Raw genomic sequence first — 18,544 nt, 5'->3', positions numbered from 1 at the left:
TTGTTTGAACTCCGTAAATGTGCGGTTGATGTGGACAGCACTGACCCAAGCGCATCGCTTAAAACATGCTGAATCAACAGCATCACGCCGGTAAAGCGATTGGAATTTGATAGCTACTTTTATTTTTATTCAGAAAAACCATGACTGTCTGATAACGGATAGAGCTTACGGGGCACCCACCAGAGGTAGGCCGCCATTCCAAATAGCTCCACCAGGGACTGAAACACGATGACCACCACGGCCAGTTCGAAGGACGGCGGCAAGGTAAGCGCCAGGGGCAGAACCACAAACGAGTTTCGAGAGCCCAGACTGAACGCCAGTACACGCCCCTGGGTGGATGGCAGCTGAAACAGTCGGGAGAGCACCCGGGAGAGCAGGCCGGCAATGACCAGGAAGGCGACGAAAATCAACAACAACTGCCAAAGCAGGCCAAGGGAGCCCAGCACCACGTTTACTTGGGTTGCCGCGATGGAGAAAACCACCACCGTCAACAAGGGGACCGGAAGCCAACCAAAAACCTTCAGAACCCGTTGTCGCGCGGGTTGCCGCTCAGCCCATTTCTCGGTCAAAAAGGCGGCGCACAGCGGCAAAACGATCAACCCCAGAAATGCGGCAATCAGCTCCCGCTGAATCACGCCGGTGGTAACCTCTGCGCCGAGAAACGCCCATAAATACACCGGCAACAAGATCAGTTGCAGCAACAGGCTTATCGGTGAGAAGGCAATGGCGTGAGGGGTATCACCGCCCCCCAGATGCGTAAAGGTCATAAACCAGTCGGTGCACGGGACCAGCAAAACCAGCAAAATACCCAACTGGATCGCGGACTGCTCCGGTCCCAACGTCATCAACCCCCAGACGATAAAGGGCAAGACCACAAAGTTGCCCACCACGGCGGCCGCCATAAATCGGGGCTTAGAGAACGCGTCCTTCAGGTGCGCCAACGGCACCTGGGTAAAGGTTGTGTACAACAACAAACCCAGCACCGGCCACAGAAAAGCCTCCAGCGCGTCTGCGCTTTGAGGAAAACCCGCGCCGAGCAGCAAACCGAGAATGATGGCGACCAGGTATATATAAACCTGATACTTTTCTAACGTCTCGCGCTTCAAGCCCTGCCCTCTTTAACTTCGATCTTTCGCACCTGGTCCACGAAATCCACAAGCCCGCCTCTAAGAGCGTCGGCTATTTCCCGATTCGCCAAAATCCCGTCTTTATCGAGACCACTGCTCAACAACGGAATGGACACACAGGCGCTTTCGACCAGTACGCCGGACATGGTGGTGAGCACCTCCTTTAACGATTCAAAGGCATGCGATGCTCTGGGGGAGGTATTGATCAGCATTATCGGTTTGCCCGGAAACTCCACACCGCTGACCAGCCAATCCAGCGCATTTTTCATGGGGCCGCTAATACCGTGGGCGTACTCGGGGCTGGCTATAATTAACCCAGAGGCCTTCACCAGTTGTGATTTTAGCGTTTCCAGCGGAGCGATATGCGAACCTTCCAGCTCCGGGTTAAACAAGGGAAGGTCCTTAATTTCCGCAACGACAATTTCAACGTGGTCTGGAGACAGCGCCTGCAGTGCCTCAATAGCCGCCCGATTGTAAGAGTGCTTTCGCAGGCTTCCCGACAGCGCCAGGAGGGTCAACCTCTCCAATGTTTTGTACTCCTACACTCATTCATTCTCGGTTCGACCCGCTTATGGCCGATGGGATCAGGCATCTATTGAAGCTTCCCATATGACGTATCAACGCTCACTTTGTAGCTGGATTCATTGCGCTCCATACTCATAACCTCAGCGTCGCCCACCTTCAACTCTACAGCCGCTGCACCGACATAATAAGGTTTACTGTCATCGATATCCTTGAGCGTGGTTACGAGGCTTATCTTTCCATCGTCTATTAGAACGGGATGGAACTTTATGACGTACAGTTCACGGACTTCAAACGTGTGCTCTTCTCCGAACGTCATCATAAGAGCATCGGTATAAGACACTCGCTCCTGTCCGTTATTTGACACTTCGTCGATAGTAAACTGAACAACGAGACCGTCTTCAGCGAAGCAGAGCGATGGGGAAACTACAAAAAAGAGTATATATATTAACTTTTTCAAAGCTCTATTCCTTCCAATGCCATTTGGAGCTTATGAGGGGACACGAGCCCCTGAAACGGGTTCAACCACCAACCGACCGTCATCGGTTTGCGCGACCACCACGATGGCGTCGCCGTGGTGGAGCGGCGTTCGGGCTTCCGCCGGCCAGCGCTTGTCGTCGACCAGGACATAGCCGTTTTTATCAAAATTCACCATGGCTTCGCCGCGCTTGCCGACCAGCGACTTTTCCCTGGGGCGAGCGGCAGCCAGACCTCGGCCGATCAGGAAAGTCGCCAGCATGATGGCGGCGCTGACACCCACGCTGACGGCGAGCACGGTATTGCGGTACTCATCCGTCGATGGCATATCAAACAGGTTTAAACTGCCCAACACAAAGGCGATGGCCCCACCGATACCGAGCACGCCCAGCCCCGCAACGAACAGCTCGGCGAACATCAACACCAACCCCAAAAACAACAGGATGAGAAAGCCCACATTGACCGGCAATGCCTGGGCGCCTATCAGCCCCAGAATCACGGCGATAGTGCCCAGAACGCCGGGAAAGGTCAGGCCGGGGCTGAGGAATTCGATGTAGATCGCAAGCATGCCCAGGGAAATCAGAAGATGGGCTATCTGCGGACTCGCAATCACGGCCAACAGACGGTCAATCAACCGGGGCTCGATCTCTACCAATGGGCGCTCGGCAAGACTCAAGGTCAGCGGTTTGCCGTGGAATTGAATCTCTATGCCATCGAGCGTCGCGAGCAACTCTGAAGCCTCTGGCACCACCCGATCAATCACGTTGGCTTCCAGGGCCTCGGCAGCGGTCACGCTCTCGGCGTCGGAGACAAAGCGCTCGGCCAGGTCGGCATTGCGCCCGCGGCTTTCAGCGATACTGCGCATAAAGGCGCGCGAGTCGTTCATGACCTTTTTGGCCATGGTGCCTTCAATGTCGCTGCCATCGCCCGCCACCGGCGACGAGGCGCCCACGGTGGTGCCCTCGTTCATCACTGCCACATGGGTGGACAGCAAAATGAACGCCCCCGCCGAGGTGGCGCCAGCGCCCGAAGGCCCGACATAGCCAATCACCGGCACTTCGGATTCCCCGATGGCGCTCACCATATCCCGCGTCGTACTGAGAAGCCCGCCGGGGGTGTCAATGCGCATTACCAGAGCCGCGGCGCCATTGAGCTCCGCCGTGTCAATGGCATGCTGCAACAGCCCGAGGGCGCTCGGGTTGATGGCGCCGTCGATAGCCACCTGGTAAACCGGCGCCTGCCCGCTGGCGCCCTGCCCCTGCACCAGGCCGGTCAACCCAGCCAGTAGCAATAGCAGACACGCCGTCAGGCGAACCGGGCGCCAGCGTGACCGGTTGCGGTTACTCCCGTGCGGTAGCGGCATGTGCGGAGCTTCCGCCGTCGATGTGCAAGTCCAGCGCTTTCAGCAACTGACTCATATTGGTCAGATCCGCCGGGAAGATGACCGAGGTATGGGCATCCGCCAGGTGACCAATATTGTCGATAAACTTCTCCGACATATTGAGCTTGATGGCTTCCTCCCCGCCCGGCTGCACGACGGCATTACCGATTTTCTCCAGAGAGCTGGCGGTGGCGATGGCCAGCGACAGTATTTCCGAAGCCCGGCCCTCGGCTTCATTGACCAGCCGCTGCCGCTCCCCTTCGGAGAGGTTGATCAGCTCGCGCATGGTCCCTTCTGAGGTGTTGATCCGGCTCTGCTTGTCACCCTCGGCCCGTGCCAGAATGGCCCGGCGTTCACGCTCGGCGGTGACCTGCTTCTCCATGGCGTTTTGCACACTGTGGGGCGGCTTGATGTTCTTGATCTCATAGCGGTGCACATGCACGCCCCAGGCCTCGCCGGCTTTGTTCAGGGTGTCCACCACGGCCTGGCTGATCATATCCCGCTCTTCAAAGGTTTTATCCAGCTCCAGGGTACCGATCACCGAACGGGTCGTGGTCATGGCCAGCTGCATGGCGGCAAAACGGTAGTCCGTCACTCCATAGGTGGCTTTGATCGGGTCCGCCACGGACATGTAGATCACACCATCCACCTGCACCTGGACTTCATCCCGGGAAAAACACTCCTGGGGCGGCACATCAATGGTTTCTTCCCGCAGATCCTGCAGAGCGGTGACTTTGTCGATAAACGGCATCAGGACATGAAAGCCCGGCCCCAGTGTCGCCTTGTACTTACCCAGGCGCTCAACAATCAACGTGGTACGGGTCGACACAATGCGGATGGAACGAAAAAGCTGCACCACAATGGTCAGAAAAATAACGCCCCAAACGGCGAAGTTGAACATATCCACGGGGTTCATCTGATTCGGATTCATTGGGCGGCTCCTTTGGACGCGGCGGCACTTCCGATGGCCCCGGTGGCACCAGCACCCTGACTTTGTCCGAGGTTTTGATTCAGGGCAGTCAATATGCCCTTGAGGTGGGCCAGATCGGTGGGCAGTACGGAAATGTCCGCACTTTTCATCACTTCACCGGTTCGGCCAATAAAGTCTTCCACCAGCCGCATTTTCACCGCGTAGTCGCCGCCGGGCTGTTTAATGGCCTGGGCCACCCGCTGCAGCCCCTCCGCCGAGGCTTCGGCGAGAATCTCAATTTCGCTGGCACGGCCTTTGGCTTCATTAATCCGTTTTTGCTTCTCGCCTTCGGAAATGTTGATTGCCTCCTGACGATAGCCTTCGGAAATCAGAATCTTGGATTCCTTGCCGGCCGTGGCCAGGGTAATGTCGGCGCGCTTTTCCCGCTCCGCTTCCATCTGTTTTTCCAGGGTGTGAACGACCTGGGCCGAGGGCTCGATGTTCTTGATTTCGTAGCGCATCACCTTGATGCCCCAGGGGTCCGACGCCTTGTCGATTTCCCGCACGATGGATTCGTTCAACTGGTCTCGCTCGTAGAAGGTATCCCCCAGAGTGAGCTTACCGATTTCCGAGCGCATGGTGGTCTGCGCCAGATTGACACTGGCCATCTGGTAATCACCAATACCGTAACTGGCCCGCTTTGCATCCATCACCTTCAAGTACACCAGGCCATCCACCGCGACCTGAATATTATCCCGGGTAATACAGCTTTGGGCGGGAATATCAAAGACCTGTTCGCGAATTTCATGGCGATAGGCGACTTTATCCAGAAAGGGCACCACCACGTGAAAGCCCGGTTCGAGCACACGCCGGAAATTGCCGAAACGTTCCAGCACACAGGACTGTCGCATGGGGACAACAATCATCAAGTTCCAGACAAAAATGCCGGCCAAGATGACAAAAATGGTTAAAGCGGTAAACATGAGAGGCTCCTTGATTGGGGGTCGGCGAAGAACTCGACGCCGAATGTCGTTATGGGGTTTACTCCTTGGGGGAATGGCTTTCGAGCGGCTCAATGGCCTCCACGGTCCAGAGCAGATTGTCGCGAAACACAATGCGTACACGGGTTCCCGCTTCCAGGGCCCGATCCTCGTGATAGTGTCTGGCAGCCCAGGTGCTGCCCCGGAAATTGATGCGTCCTTCACCGCCGGCCGGGATGGTCTCGGCGACCTCCGCAATCTGATCGTAGGCGTCTAAATCTTCATCCGTCCGACCGCGTTCCACTTGGGCGGGAATCAGCTTCTGCACCACGCCGCGCAGTCCAAACAGCAACAACAAAGAACCGACAAACCAGGCGGTGAAGGCCTGTATCCAACCCTCAATAAGGCCGGTATAGAGCAGCAGGGAAACCAGAGTGGCACCGAGGCCAAGAAAAAATACGATACCGCCGGGAAGGAGAAATTCCAGTAACATCAGCACAACGCCGCCGATGAACCAGTAGGTGAAGAGTTCATAGTCCTGCATGCAGAAGCCCAGAGTTCCATTGGTTATGGTTTATGGCACAAGATAACCTTTTTGGGGTGCCAAAATCCAGTGAAAACCATTTTGGACCAAAAAGGCCGCACGCGGCGGCCAAAGGTAAAGCAATTCATTGGGGGGACACGAAGCCGGGCCTGTTGAACACAAGCCCGGCGCCTTGCGTCACGGCCGATTGAGCCCGATGCACTCCGGCACCACAAAGTCGCCGCCATGGCTGCCCTGGAAGCCGAAGGAGGTGCTCTGGCCCGGCTGCAAGTTGCCGTTCCAGCCCACGTCGGTCGCTGTCAACGTATTCCCCGACGCTTCGAGTTCAACATTCCAGCTCGACGTCACTTCAGGCGGTGCACCAAACGTCATCTCAAGCATCCAACTGGACACCGCCTGAGTGCCCGTATTGCTCACACCGACATCCAACTGATAACCACCGCTCCAAATACCTACCGGCGTCACCGAGCATTCCACCACGCTGCCCGGGACACTGCTTGACGAACTGGCGCTGCTGGATGAAAGGCTACTGGCCACGCTGGCGCTGGACAAAGAACTTGAGCTGCTGGAGGAAGAGTCCTCCTTAACCAACCGGTAAAGCGCGCCACCGGAAATGTCCACCGCATAGAGCTCACCATTCACGTCTCGCGCAAAGGAGCTGATCAAAAGGTCCGTCTGCGCCATGACGGTTCGCTCGTACTCACCCGGACTGGGCTCGGTCACCGCCCAGACGGTTCCCGAACCGTAATCCCCGAACACGTAGGCGCCGGTCAGCCCCGGCATATTCAACCCCCGATAGACGAAGCCACCGGTGATCGACTGGCCTTCATCCCGGGAATAGGCAATGATCGGGTCGACATAAGGCCCGGTGGTGGTGCATTCATTGTCCGTGGCCTCAAAGCCTTCACGGCAACGCCAACCATAGTTGCCGCCGTTTTCGATGAGATTGACCTCTTCAAATGACGCCTGGCCTACATCGGCGGCCCAGAGTCGGTCAGTTTGCGGATCAAAACTGAAACGCCAGGGATTACGCAGGCCATAGGCGTATATTTCCGGCGCACCCCCGCCGGCGGCAAACGGGTTATCCACGGGAATGCCGTAGGGCGTTTCACTATCCACATCAATCCGTAAAAGGGCGCCGTACCAATTATCGGTGTTCTGGGCATTGTTGAACGGGTCATTGGCGGAGCCCCCGTCCCCAAACGCGATGTACAGATAGCCGTCGGGCCCGAAACGAATTTGGCCTCCGTTATGGTTATTGAACGGTTGCTCCAGGGTGAGAATATCTTCGCGAGAACTTTCCACCAAGGTTGTGCCGTCCTCCGATTCCGCAAAGCGGGCCACCACCGAGACCAGGGCCGCATCGCTATCGGACGGCGCGTTTTCTGTAAAGGACAGCAGTACCCCCTTGTTGTCGGGGTAATCGGGGTGAAAGGCCATATCGAGCATGCCGCCTTCGACACTGTCATTTACGATATCCGACAAATCGATATAGGTGTTGACGCTGGTCGCGCTGTTATTGGCCGCATCAACCCAGGAGACCACGCCCCGCTTTTCCAGAATATACCAGCGGCTCCCATCGGGAGACTGAACCATGGCCGTGGGTTGTTCCAAAGTGAGGTTGGGGAAAATGCGCTCCAGGGTCACAGAGGGAAGCTCGCCCGACGAAGACGAGCTGGAACTGACACTACTGGACGAGCTCACTGCACTGCTATTCGAAGCGCTGGAACTGCCGTTGCCACCGCACACTTCCCCGGTGACGGCTGGCAGCAGCGCGGCGGCTCCGGGCTGACCTTTCGTCCCCTGTATGCCGAATTCAACGGATTGCCCCGGCTGAATGGTCCCGTTCCAGCTCAGTGGCGTAGCGGTGAAGGGATCGGTACCGGAGATGTTGGCATTCCAGCTATTGGTCACGGTACTGCCATCGCCGTACTCCCAGGTCACTTCCCAGTCATCAATGGCGGAGGAACTATCGTTGGCAATTTTAACGCTCGCGGTAAAGCCGGTACGCCATTCGTTCGACACGCTGTAGTCACAGGTAGCGGCATTGACCGCCTGGGTGGCCGCTGCGGTGCACAGCAAGCCATACATCGCCGATTTCTTTATCAAGGTGTTCATAGCAAATGCCCTCTCGGTTTCATTATTCGATAGCACAATGTGCCTTCTTGAAGGGAGGTATGGCGCCAAAAAAGCCATTGAAGCAAACGTTCAAGAAGCCAAGACAGCAAAAGCGCCGGACAAAGAATAGGCGAATAGTCTTTACGACTTCAAGAAAACACGGAGAGCGTTGAGCCCTGAATGGCCAGCCTGAGACGGGCGTCGCATAAACAATCGACCGGTGAAGGTATTACGCTATATAAACAGCATGCAGGCATGAAGATTGGGAATACCGTTACCATCATTCTTCTCTGCACGCAGACATTCACCAACCCTGGCGGCCCACGCCACAATCCCAGGTCGAGATTCCCGGAGAAGGCGTACAATACAACCTCGGGTTTCAAGCACTACTTGATTATTGGACCGATCGGTTCTAATATTGTCACAACTGGAGACACTATGTCCAAAAGCACACCCGTCGACGCTGGTAGCGGCTCCGCCGGACGCGGGCGGCCGCTGCAGTTCGACCCCGAAAAGGCCTTGCAGCAGGCCATTCTGCTGTTCTGGGCTCAGGGCTATGAAGGCACGTCCACCAGCCAGTTAATGACCGCCATGGGACTGTCCAAAAGCAGCCTATATCAGACCTTCGGCTCCAAGGAGGCGCTGTTCAAGTTGAGCCTGGACCGCTACGGCGAGATGACCGCTGACTACATGCGCCAGACACTGGCTCAGGCGGAGTCGCCCAAACAGTTTCTGCTGGACCTGTTAGAGGCGACAGCGAACTACAGCAGCGATGGCTCGCCCAGTGGCTGCTTCTTGGTCAACAGCGCCTGCGAACTGGGCGCGGACAGCACCTGGGCGGGTCCGATGTTGCTCAAGCGCCGCGACCAGGCCCTGGCCATTTTGCAGCAGGCCTGCCAGGCAATGGCAGACAACGGCGAACTGCCCGAGGGAAGAGAGCCGGATGCGGTGGCCAATCAGTTGTACGCCCTGATTTGCGGCCTGAAGGTAATGGAACGAATGAGTTTTGCGCCGGAACAACGCCGAGACTGCCTGCAGATGGCGGAACGGCTGCTGAGCTAAGCACTCAGGCACCGGGCCAGAGACGCGAGCAATGGGTGACCCGCTCGCGTTTCTTTGGCCTATTTATGGACCGACCGGTCCCTTTTTCGACATGAAGGAGTAACACATGGACTTTCCCCAACACACGGCTCTCATAACCGGCGCCAACCGAGGCATCGGTCTGGCACTGACCAAGGCATTGCTGACTCATGGTATCAAGAAGGTCTACGCCGCTTGCCGCAACCCGGCCAATATGCCCGACCTCGCCGACTCGCGAATGGAGGTAATCGCGCTGGATATCACTAACGAGGAACAGGTCAACGCCATCGCCAAACGCGCGACCGACGTCAGCCTGCTGATCAACAACGCCGGCATCATCGCCGCCGGGCCTTTTAGCAGCACCCCACGCGCTGAGGTCATGCGGGATATGGACACGAACTACTACGGCCCCTTAGCCGTCACCCAGGCATTAATGCCGGCCCTGAAAGCCAATGCCCTGGCGGAGCGGCCCGCGGCTATCGTTAACGTCGCCTCAATCGGTGCTTTCGCCAACCTGCCGGTGCTGGGCGGTTACTGCGCTTCCAAGGCAGCGTTGTTGTCCATGAGCCAAGCCCTGCGCATCGAACTGGCGGCAGACCATATTGAAGTCTTTACCGTCAACCCGGGCCCGATCGACACCGACATGACCGCCGGTTCGGACTTCGACAAAACCTCTCCCGACGTAGCGGCGGCGAATACACTGGATGCTCTCGAGCGGGGAGAACTGGACATCTTCCCGGACGCGGCCAGCCAGCATATGATTTCGGTGTTCAAAGAAGACTACCGGGGCCTGGAAGCCATATTCAGCCAGATGACCGCCGACATCAGTGCCGCGGAGAATGCCGAGCCCGCATGACGACCAACCCCTCTGCTCTAATGCTTGGCAGGGGCGGTTCTATCCGGATTATTGCGGTACATTTCTCGCGTAAGCCAAGCCCCGGCGCCAAGCAACAGCGCGCCGCCATACAGCATGCTGGGAGCCGGGACTTCGTTGAATATCAGAAAACCGAAGAAGGTCGCCGCCGCGGGCGAGACGATAATATCAATCAGCGAATAGACGTTGGCGTTAATGGATCTCAACACGATGGTAATACCGAAATAGGCGAACCCTATGGATATCAGACCCAACCCCGCGGCCCAGAGTATGACCGGCAGGGATAGGCCGAGGCTCTGATAATGAATCGTGCCATCGATATCCCCCACGCCGACGAATATCACCGAAGGAGACATGATCAGGGCCGCAACCAACAGAGACCAGGCAATATCATTGCCGGTTTCGGTTTTGCCTTCATGGCGCATGTAAGTGACCATGGCCGCATAGATAGCGCCCACGCCAAGGGCCACCATATTGCCAACCATATAGCCCTCTTGCAGCGGCTTGGCGATCACAATACCGGTCAACGCTACTATAAAAATTAGAATGTAGCTCTTTCGGGCCTTTTCTCCCAGAAAAAACCAAGAGAAAATAAAGGTGAAAAAGGGTGCGACGCTCCAAAAAATGACCGCATTGGCAATGGGAACCAACGTCATGGCGTAATTGAAAAAACCACTCTGGGCCGCAACCAGTGCCCCAACCAGCACCGTGTCTTTCCAGTTACCCCAGGGCAACTTGAGAGGCTCCTTGGTCGCGCGAGGCATAGCCAGCATCAAAAATACCGTCGCCACGACGAAAGCATAAAACGTCAACGTCTGGACCGGGATCCGGTCGTCTGTCAGCTTCACGAAAACGCCGATGGTCGCTTCCGAAAGTGTGATTAGCGCCAGTAATAGCCAAGTTTTCATCAATTACACCTTTCTCTGCACGTGTGGATGAGATTCATGCCAAATCCCCCGCCGCATTTTGCAGGGTTTAGGTAGTATCCTCAAATGCAAATCTGAACCCGCCTAAGCGGCCAGCTTTACCCCGAGCGCCCCCTGACGTATCGTTTGCTGCATTACAATCCGTCATCGTTCACTTCAAGGAGCCCACGTTATGGACAGCGCGCAACACCTCCTGCAACACACATTCAAGCTCGACACCTTTCGCCCGGGCCAGGAGGCCGTCATCAACACCCTTCTGGAAGGCCGTTCCGCCCTGGCGATCTTCCCCACCGGCGGTGGTAAGAGTCTGTGCTACCAGTTACCGGCACTGATGCTGGACGGTCTGACCCTCGTAGTCTCCCCCCTCATCGCCCTGATGAAAGACCAGGTCGATGCCCTGAATGCCTTGGGTGTACCCGCCGCGCGTCTGGACTCCAGCCGCACCGGGGACGAGGTTCAAGCGATTTACCAGGACATGGCCCAGGGCAAACTCAAACTGCTGTACGTGGCGCCGGAGCGACTTACCAACGAACGTTTTCTCGCCCGCCTGTCGCGGCTGAACATCAGCCTGATGGCGGTGGATGAAGCCCACTGCGTGTCCGAGTGGGGCCATAACTTCCGCCCCGACTACCTGAAGCTGGCGCAACTGGCGCGCAACCTGAATGTTGGGCGGGTGCTGGCGCTGACGGCGACCGCCACGCCCAAGGTAGCCGAACAGATTTGTACCAATTTTGAAATTGCGCCGCAGGATCATATTCAGACCGGTTTCTATCGCCCCAATCTTCAGATTGGCGTCACGCCCTGCACCGCCGCGCAGCGCCGCAACCGCTTGCTGGAGCTGATCAACCAGCGCCCGGCCGAACCGTCCATTATTTACGTCACCCTGCAGAAAACCGCGCTGGCGGTGGCCGACTTTCTGAATCAACACGGCTACAAAGCCAGGCCCTATCACGCCGGATTAAAAGACGAGGAGCGAAACGCGGCACAGGACGCCTTCATGCGTGGCGAGACTCCCATCGTGGTGGCCACCATCGCCTTCGGTATGGGCATCGACAAATCCGACATCCGGGCCATTTATCACTACAATCTGCCCAAGTCATTGGAAAACTACATGCAGGAAATCGGGCGCGCCGGTCGCGATGGCGGCGACTCCCAGTGCCAGCTACTGGCCTGCCGAGACGACCTCACCGTACTGGAGAATTTCACCTACGGTGATACCCCCGACCCGCAAGCGCTCGCTGCACTGGTGCGCTGGATCTGCGATCAGCCGGCACAGTTTGACCTGTCGAACTATGAACTGTCGCAGCAATTCGATGTTCGGCCCCTGGTGCTCAACACCCTCCTGACCTACCTGGAACTGGAAGGTGTACTCAGTGCCACAGCGCCCTTTTATACCGAATACAAGCTCGCCTTCACCACGCCCGAAAACGAACTGCTCGCTCGGTTCGATCAAGATCGGGCGGCGTTTCTCCAGCGCCTGTTCGCCACCGGCAAGGCCGGGCGCAGTTGGCTGACGCTCAAGCCCCGGGAGGCCGCCGAGCAACTGGGTGAACCACAACTGAGAATCATCAAAGCCATGAACTACCTGGAACAGCAAGGGATGGTCGAGATGAAAGTGGCCGGGCTGCGCCAGGGCTACCGTCTGGAACAGGTTCCGGAGCCGTTGGATGACCTGATTGCGAAGATGGCACAGCTGTTCCGGGTGCGGGAAGAACGCGACATCGAGCGGCTGGACAGTGTTTGTGACTGGGCCCAAGGCCCGGGCTGCCTGCAACAGCCTCTGATGCAGTATTTCGGGGAAACCCTGGAACAACCCTGCGGGCGATGTAGCGGCTGCCTGGGTGAGGATCATACCTTGCCCCCGCGCCGCCGCCAGCCGGTTGATTTCGATATCGTGAGCGAAATGGTTGACGAACAACACCAGGCACTCAGCCAACCCCGGCAAGTCGCGCGTTTCCTCTGCGGCATCACAAGCCCCAAAGCCAGCCGGGCAAAACTGAGTCGGCACCCGCGCTTCGGTGCCCTGGCTGAAACGCCGTTTACCGAGGTGCTTGAAGCGTGCAATAAACTGAGGGGCCAGTAAACACAACGACACCAAAATATTTCGCGCCCAACGATCGTTAGGCGCGTTCTGTGCCTTTAAGGGAAGGTCCTCTATTTTGATCGTCAGATTGATTCGGGAGTCGATCAGGCGCAACGCGTCTGTTTTCGCAGCGGGTTAGTTCCCGGGTCAATTGGTCCAGCGGCGGGTTAGAACCGGCCTAAGAATTCTCAGGCCGCGAAGGAGAGCGCCGAACCCACTACCAATTCCGGTAACGTGGCTACTCCTTCCCCTGCTCCCCAACTACGCGGTTACGGCCCTGTGCCTTTGCCCTGTACAGTGCATTGTCGGCTTTTTTAAACAGTTGATCTAGATCGGTATCCGACATCGCTGCCACACCAAAACTGGCGGTGATGCTCGTACCCCTATACTCGAGCGACGCCTCCAGCTCAGCACGCAGGTTTTCAGCAACCAACAACGCTTGATCTAGCGTCGTCTCGGGACAGACCAGAACGAACTCTTCCCCGCCCCATCGAGCCAAAGCATCCGTTCGACGCACGCGACTTAGCATCACCCGCGAGGCTTCCTTCAGAATTTTGTCTCCGACATCGTGCCCAAACGTATCGTTAATCGACTTGAAATTGTCCAAGTCGATAATTATGAACGAAAAATCAGCACCTCGGTCTCGCCAGTCGATCATTCCCCGGTGCAGAATATTTCGTATCCCGACCCGGTTGGACAGGCCGGTTAACCCATCTGTTTTCGCCATATCCTCGTAGCGCCGGCTTTTGAGATTCAAGGACCGGTTAATCGCCAAAAGCTCCTGCTGATGCTTTTTCTGCCTCCCAAGCTCCGAACGCATGCTCAGAAGTCGATAGATCAACATTCCCACTATCAACAGGGTCCAGGTTGTAATGACACCTTGATAGAGAACGGTGGGCTCCACCACGTAGCCACTCCAAGTGATCTTCTCCAATTGGATTTCGTGCATTCCGGACTCCACAGAAGAGCCGGTTTGAACTTCGACAATAGAGACCTCGTTAAACTCGGGACGCGAAAAAACCAGCGGTATCCCGCCGGCAACCAACCACCAACTGGCGACGGAAAAGTCCTGTTTCATGTCCACTGAAAGACCCGACGACAAGTCGTCAGCCATTACTTCCACTGCATTGTATTTGGTTGTGATACTGTTGTTGGGGTCATAATAGTTAGGATGCCGATTTCGAAGATATATGCGCAAATGAGTAGCGCTACCCTCGTAATCCGCCCATACGGTCATTGTGTCAAACTGGCTTAAATCGATTCCTTGGTTGCTTGCGTCAGTTACATCAATCTGTATGCTGCAGTAGGGGCTGCTTGAGACCTCGTCCATCTCGCATCGCCAGCGCTGAGCGTCTTTATCCACCCAGAAAACGTCACTGCTCCCGCCGGAGTAAGCATCGTCAACCAGTATTGCGGGGTATTCGGTGGGATCTATTGTGAAAGACGTGCGCAAGTAATCTTTAGGCATCAGCAGGACAGCAACTGAAACCAAAGCCATGACGACAAAGAGGACTTCCAACCTGGATATAAATTTAACGGATTTTGCGTCTATATTCATTCTCGCCAATGTCTATCAGTTACCGTAATAAGTGTTGTTTTTTTTCGGCTACCACCAATAGGCCAGGCAGCACTTATGATCGAAAGTGGTTATACCCTCCACTGGAGATATCGGATTCTCTTATACCGGATCAATATATTGATCAATGACCCGTTTTTCTTAGCCTAGAGAGGTTAACTCGGGCGCCGAAGAGGTGCAACGGTTGATTATCACGGAGCGTTGCACCTCTTTGGTTACACGGTGGGGGAGTACGCTTTAGAACCGGCTAAAGAAATCCCAGACCGCGGAGGAATAGAACGAGGGTGTCGTGTGACCACCATTGAATGAGCACCAGACAACCGGGTGGCCCGCGTCGCAGCCTTGATACTCAACACAGGGGGACGGCTGGGTAGGAACGGTGTTGTTAGAGCAGTTGTTCGCCGAGACGAAGAGGTCTCTTGCCGTAACGCCGGCGTCATACCCCACAACACTGTCATTGGTTCCGTGACTTATCCACGCGGCTATTGGCCCGCCATTATCCTCATACGGCGTCCAGAGTGCGCCGGACGCCGGTGCGATGGCGCGGAACGTGTCAGCCATTTCACGGCCCACGGCGAAGGACATCATCCCGCCGTAGCTCCAGCCCGCCGAGAAAATCCGGCTCTCGTCGATACACAACGAATTCCTGAACTCATCAAGCATCTCCCGTAGAAAGTCCATATCACGACCATTGGTATTCGTCCAGCCGTTCTCACCGGGAGCGCGGTCAGGAGCGACAAAAATAGCGGTGCCGTTCGCCTCGTTTTTCAGGCCATAATAAGAGTCGTTGGCGACATTGCCGGCGGACCCGCCCCGCCAGTGCCACCCGAAGACCAGTCGATAGGGGTTATTCATGTCATAGCCATTGGGGATATCAATGATGTATTCCCGATTCAGCCCACCGACGTTGATACTATGACGGCCAGCACTCAAGTCTGGAGCCGACCCGCATCCCACCGATCCGATACCGCCCGGATTCGAAGATGAGCTGCTTGCACTTGAGCTGGAAGTAGAACTCGAGCTAGAGCTGCCCGGCACGCTGCCGAAATTGATGTAGCCGTTACAGTGCAGCCACTCGCTGTTCGAGCCTCCGCCGCATTGGTCGTTGCCCCAGGCACCGGTGTTCTCATTTTGATCCTCGGCCTGGCGGGTTACACCGCCGACGATGACATAGTCTATCTGGACGTCGGCATCGCCGTCGTTGTCGTTGGTGAACGCCACGTGGATGTCGCCCAGCAGGTCGGTCTCGACGCTGTAATCCATCATGGCCGTGCCCAGCGTCCAGCTCTGCACGTCGCTGCCGCCCACACGCAAGGTAATCGACTCCGAGCCGGTCGTGCCGGCTGCACGCACGGTAATACTATTGTTACCGCCGCCACCGTCACTGGAAGAAGTGCCGATCGAACTCGAGGTGCTGTTGTTTGAAGAAACGCTGGAACTCAGCGACGAACTGCTTGATTCACCGCCAGTCGAGCATTCGGGTAGTGCAAAATTGCCATTATGCGTGCCCTGAAAACCGAAGCCGGCACTTTGACCGGGGGACAAATTGCCATTCCATGAACCATTCGTCGCCGTAACCGTATTGCCAGCGGTGGTGAGGTCGGCATTCCAGGAATTGCTGATACCGGGACTTTGGTCGAAATCCAACGTTACCTGCCAACCGCTAACCGCAGAGCTGCCCTCGTTGGCAACGGTCACGTTCAGGGTATAGCCGGTATTCCATGTGTCGGCATCGACCGAACAGGTGAGTGCGTATACGTGGCTTGAAATGAGCGGCAGAAAAAACAACATCGCCGATGCAAGCATAAATTGCCTTGAACTGATCATGGGTTTTCCTCCAGATTATTGATTTAGCGTATCCGTAAGAAGAAACCCACGCCTGTACTACGGGCCCCTCCAAGATACGTGTTTTCGGAAACCAACAGCACAATAAGAATATTATTATATGGTATGGCAATCATACCTAAGCAAAAACGAAGCAACCATTAATGACTGTCGACTGGTTCTCAATTTTCAGCCTCAAATAGTTAATATGCCTATAAGCCCCCGCCCTGGTTACACAGGGTTGTCAAAAAAGAAAAAACTAACGCCAATTTCATACACAATGGCACGTCTGATCACTCTCAGGAATGACTTGCAGGAGTTGATTCAAAGGCGCTCCCGTCGGAACGCCTTTTCTCTGGCTACTCGCTAAGTTGCCTCTCCCAGCGAATGTTATCTAGCAGAACTTCCACACCTTCCTGGTCACCGGGATCGTGCCCCGCTGGCCATATAGAAAAACCGGCATGAACATCGGAAAGATCGAGGCCGCCACCAACCAACAGATCTGACACGGGTATTTCTACCGTTGCCCACTCTCCGACCGGAAAGTTCTCCAACAGTATCTCATCGCTCGTTTCACCGTCCCACCAAGTATCGACACGTACAATGAGTCCATCGGTATTGGAACCATAGCTTTGAACATTCAGATCGAATACAAGAGCGCCGTTGAGGTACGCGGACATATCGTTCGATGTTTCCGTAGTCTCAGTGCGGACATAAAAATGCCCATTGGTTGCATCGCTGGTGAATTTCACAGAAAGAATGTCTCCGCGATCTGCACTGCCAGAAAACTGTTCGCTCCACTGAACATGGTTGTCAGAATTTCCTGAACGATATTCGTAAACGTTGCCCAAATCATTGGTGGTCCCGTCGTCAACTGCTGCGACGGTGTACCACATCGGGCCAAGGCAATCGCCGAAAATGACATTATCGGCCTCTACGCAGGATGGGCTTTCAAATCGGATGTTGTCCACTTGCAAATGAACATCGGTCTGAGCGCCCCATTCGGGATATATTGCGAATGGAACGCTGGTCTTTGACCAGTTCATCATGGAAAACTCAGCCAGGGGAATGGAGACGGTGGACCAGCTACCGTCTTTCGATGTTAATACTTGGCGTGGTATCGCTTCGCAAGGATAGATGCACTCTGCCGTGACAAAAATGTCCGCGTCTGCCGGGTTCACTACCCTGATATCGAAAACTAGGCTTCCATCTTCGTAAATACCCAGATCTACACTGGTGTTTGGTTCTATTGCGCGGCCCGATGGAACGATTCGGAAGGAGCCATTCCAGTTTTCTTTATTGAACGTAACATCGAGGACGTTACCACGCTGGTCGTCATTGACGTCGACCAGACTCCAGCGTACGTGGTTACCGGTATCACCCCCGTAATAGCCAAAATTTTCCGTCACGTCGAGAAAGTTGACGTCCCACGCCATTGACCCTTGCCAGGTGGGATCGATACAGTCAGTGAAAACATAACCTTGTCTGTCAGCACAAACTTGCACCGAATAGGTCACAACGTCTGTGGCGGTGTCAATACCGTCACTGACTTCCAGGCTGACTATAATGTCATTGCCAGCTTCGCTGGCGGGAATCAGCAGCTTCCCCGTCGCAGATTCCAGCGGTTCGGTCAGAGAACCATCCTCTGCAACAAAGTAAGCGGCGGCGGCTTCAACGGTCCAATCGTAGGTCAGCTCGTCTCCATCCGCGTCGACAGAGCCGGAACCGTCTAGCTCGATTACCGTACCGCCCATTACCGTGGCCGTCATGCCGGCGTTCGCCGTCGGAAGACGGTTTTCAGGAGCTGGCTTCTGAACGTCCGGCGCCCCTGTGCCTGGGCCGCCTCCACCACCACAACCCGCAAGTATCAGAAGCGAAAAACAGCCACTCAATATGTTTAATTTTGACAACATACAACTTCTCCTAGTTTTTATGTAATAAATCCAAATACATGCGAGGTAGACTATAGGAAAGCGCGAGACACAACTCCTGCATTACTGTGCATGTCCCTATGCCTTCGCTTAAGAGCCCCGACAGCTGAAGCCCTCCTCAATGGTTCGACGTTCTAGGCCTGCGCCCAGCCTTTATTTCCCGACCGAACCAAACCAACAATGGCGCACCG

General features: G+C 55.8%; 15 protein-coding genes. 3 read left to right on the top strand and 12 right to left on the bottom strand.

Going from position 1 to position 18,544, the window contains the following annotated elements; genetic code table 11:
* Nucleotides 1–125: 125 nt before the first annotated feature.
* The 8 genes from G547_RS0101450 to G547_RS22405 form a co-directional block, all read right to left on the bottom strand.
* Entirely contained in the window at nucleotides 126–1,106 is a 981-nt protein-coding gene (locus G547_RS0101450; RefSeq protein ID WP_027328325.1) for an arsenic resistance protein, read from the bottom strand.
* Nucleotides 1,103–1,654: an NADPH-dependent FMN reductase gene (locus tag G547_RS19530; RefSeq protein ID WP_051234556.1), complete on the bottom strand. Its 552-nt coding sequence runs from the start codon at nucleotides 1,652–1,654 to the stop codon at nucleotides 1,103–1,105. The genes G547_RS0101450 and G547_RS19530 overlap by 4 nt, the downstream gene beginning before the upstream one ends.
* A 65-nt stretch (nucleotides 1,655–1,719) precedes the next feature.
* Nucleotides 1,720–2,109 carry a hypothetical protein gene (locus G547_RS0101440; protein ID WP_027328324.1) on the bottom strand — a complete coding sequence of 130 codons (390 nt, stop codon included), beginning with the start codon at nucleotides 2,107–2,109 and terminating at the stop codon, nucleotides 1,720–1,722.
* Nucleotides 2,110–2,139: 30 nt separating this feature from the next.
* Nucleotides 2,140–3,489: an NfeD family protein gene (locus G547_RS19525; protein ID WP_051234554.1), complete on the bottom strand. Its 1,350-nt coding sequence runs from the start codon at nucleotides 3,487–3,489 to the stop codon at nucleotides 2,140–2,142.
* Nucleotides 3,467–4,438 carry an SPFH domain-containing protein gene (locus G547_RS19520; RefSeq protein ID WP_157209744.1) on the bottom strand — a complete coding sequence of 324 codons (972 nt, stop codon included), beginning with the start codon at nucleotides 4,436–4,438 and terminating at the stop codon, nucleotides 3,467–3,469. The genes G547_RS19525 and G547_RS19520 overlap by 23 nt, the downstream gene beginning before the upstream one ends.
* Entirely contained in the window at nucleotides 4,435–5,400 is a 966-nt protein-coding gene (locus G547_RS19515; RefSeq protein WP_051234552.1) for an SPFH domain-containing protein, read from the bottom strand. Before G547_RS19515 ends, G547_RS19520 begins: the two co-directional genes overlap by 4 nt.
* A 58-nt stretch (nucleotides 5,401–5,458) precedes the next feature.
* Nucleotides 5,459–5,941: an NfeD family protein gene (locus G547_RS0101420; protein ID WP_027328323.1), complete on the bottom strand. Its 483-nt coding sequence runs from the start codon at nucleotides 5,939–5,941 to the stop codon at nucleotides 5,459–5,461.
* A 177-nt stretch (nucleotides 5,942–6,118) separates the two neighbouring features.
* Entirely contained in the window at nucleotides 6,119–8,059 is a 1,941-nt protein-coding gene (locus G547_RS22405) for a cellulose binding domain-containing protein (RefSeq protein ID WP_169449415.1), read from the bottom strand.
* 438 nt (nucleotides 8,060–8,497) lie between these two features.
* Here G547_RS22405 and G547_RS22400 point away from each other — a divergent pair, with 438 nt between their 5' ends.
* Nucleotides 8,498–9,121, top strand: coding sequence for a TetR/AcrR family transcriptional regulator (locus G547_RS22400; protein WP_051234548.1), 624 nt, complete (start codon nucleotides 8,498–8,500; stop codon nucleotides 9,119–9,121).
* Between the two features lie 106 nt (nucleotides 9,122–9,227).
* Nucleotides 9,228–9,995: an SDR family NAD(P)-dependent oxidoreductase gene (locus tag G547_RS0101405; RefSeq protein ID WP_027328322.1), complete on the top strand. Its 768-nt coding sequence runs from the start codon at nucleotides 9,228–9,230 to the stop codon at nucleotides 9,993–9,995.
* A 17-nt stretch (nucleotides 9,996–10,012) separates the two neighbouring features.
* On the opposite strand, the gene G547_RS0101400 is transcribed toward G547_RS0101405, so the two are convergent.
* The gene (locus G547_RS0101400) at nucleotides 10,013–10,921 is read right to left on the bottom strand and encodes a DMT family transporter (RefSeq protein ID WP_027328321.1); all 909 of its coding nucleotides are present in this window, start codon (nucleotides 10,919–10,921) and stop codon (nucleotides 10,013–10,015) included.
* A 190-nt stretch (nucleotides 10,922–11,111) separates the two neighbouring features.
* On the opposite strand from G547_RS0101400, the gene G547_RS0101395 reads away from it, so the two are divergent.
* Nucleotides 11,112–13,022, top strand: a complete 1,911-nt coding sequence (locus G547_RS0101395) for a RecQ family ATP-dependent DNA helicase (RefSeq protein WP_027328320.1) — start codon at nucleotides 11,112–11,114, stop codon at nucleotides 13,020–13,022.
* Between the two features lie 238 nt (nucleotides 13,023–13,260).
* Here the strand turns inward: G547_RS0101395 and G547_RS0101390 are convergent, their stop codons facing one another.
* The 3 genes from G547_RS0101390 to G547_RS0101380 all read right to left on the bottom strand — a co-directional run bounded on the left by G547_RS0101390 (nucleotide 13,261) and on the right by G547_RS0101380 (nucleotide 18,335).
* Nucleotides 13,261–14,580 carry a GGDEF domain-containing protein gene (locus G547_RS0101390; RefSeq protein WP_027328319.1) on the bottom strand — a complete coding sequence of 440 codons (1,320 nt, stop codon included), beginning with the start codon at nucleotides 14,578–14,580 and terminating at the stop codon, nucleotides 13,261–13,263.
* Between the two features lie 255 nt (nucleotides 14,581–14,835).
* Nucleotides 14,836–16,425, bottom strand: a complete 1,590-nt coding sequence (locus G547_RS22395; RefSeq protein ID WP_084645525.1) for a cellulose binding domain-containing protein — start codon at nucleotides 16,423–16,425, stop codon at nucleotides 14,836–14,838.
* Nucleotides 16,426–16,781: 356 nt separating this feature from the next.
* Nucleotides 16,782–18,335 (bottom strand): putative glycoside hydrolase, encoded by a 1,554-nt coding sequence (locus G547_RS0101380; RefSeq protein WP_027328318.1) that lies wholly within the window; start codon nucleotides 18,333–18,335, stop codon nucleotides 16,782–16,784.
* Nucleotides 18,336–18,544: the final 209 nt, after the last annotated feature.

The organism is Marinimicrobium agarilyticum DSM 16975, assembly GCF_000423345.1.
Classification (GTDB): domain Bacteria; phylum Pseudomonadota; class Gammaproteobacteria; order Pseudomonadales; family Cellvibrionaceae; genus Marinimicrobium; species Marinimicrobium agarilyticum.
The sequence above is the reverse complement of the archived record's forward strand: the minus strand, read 5'-3'. Positions and strand labels throughout refer to the sequence as shown.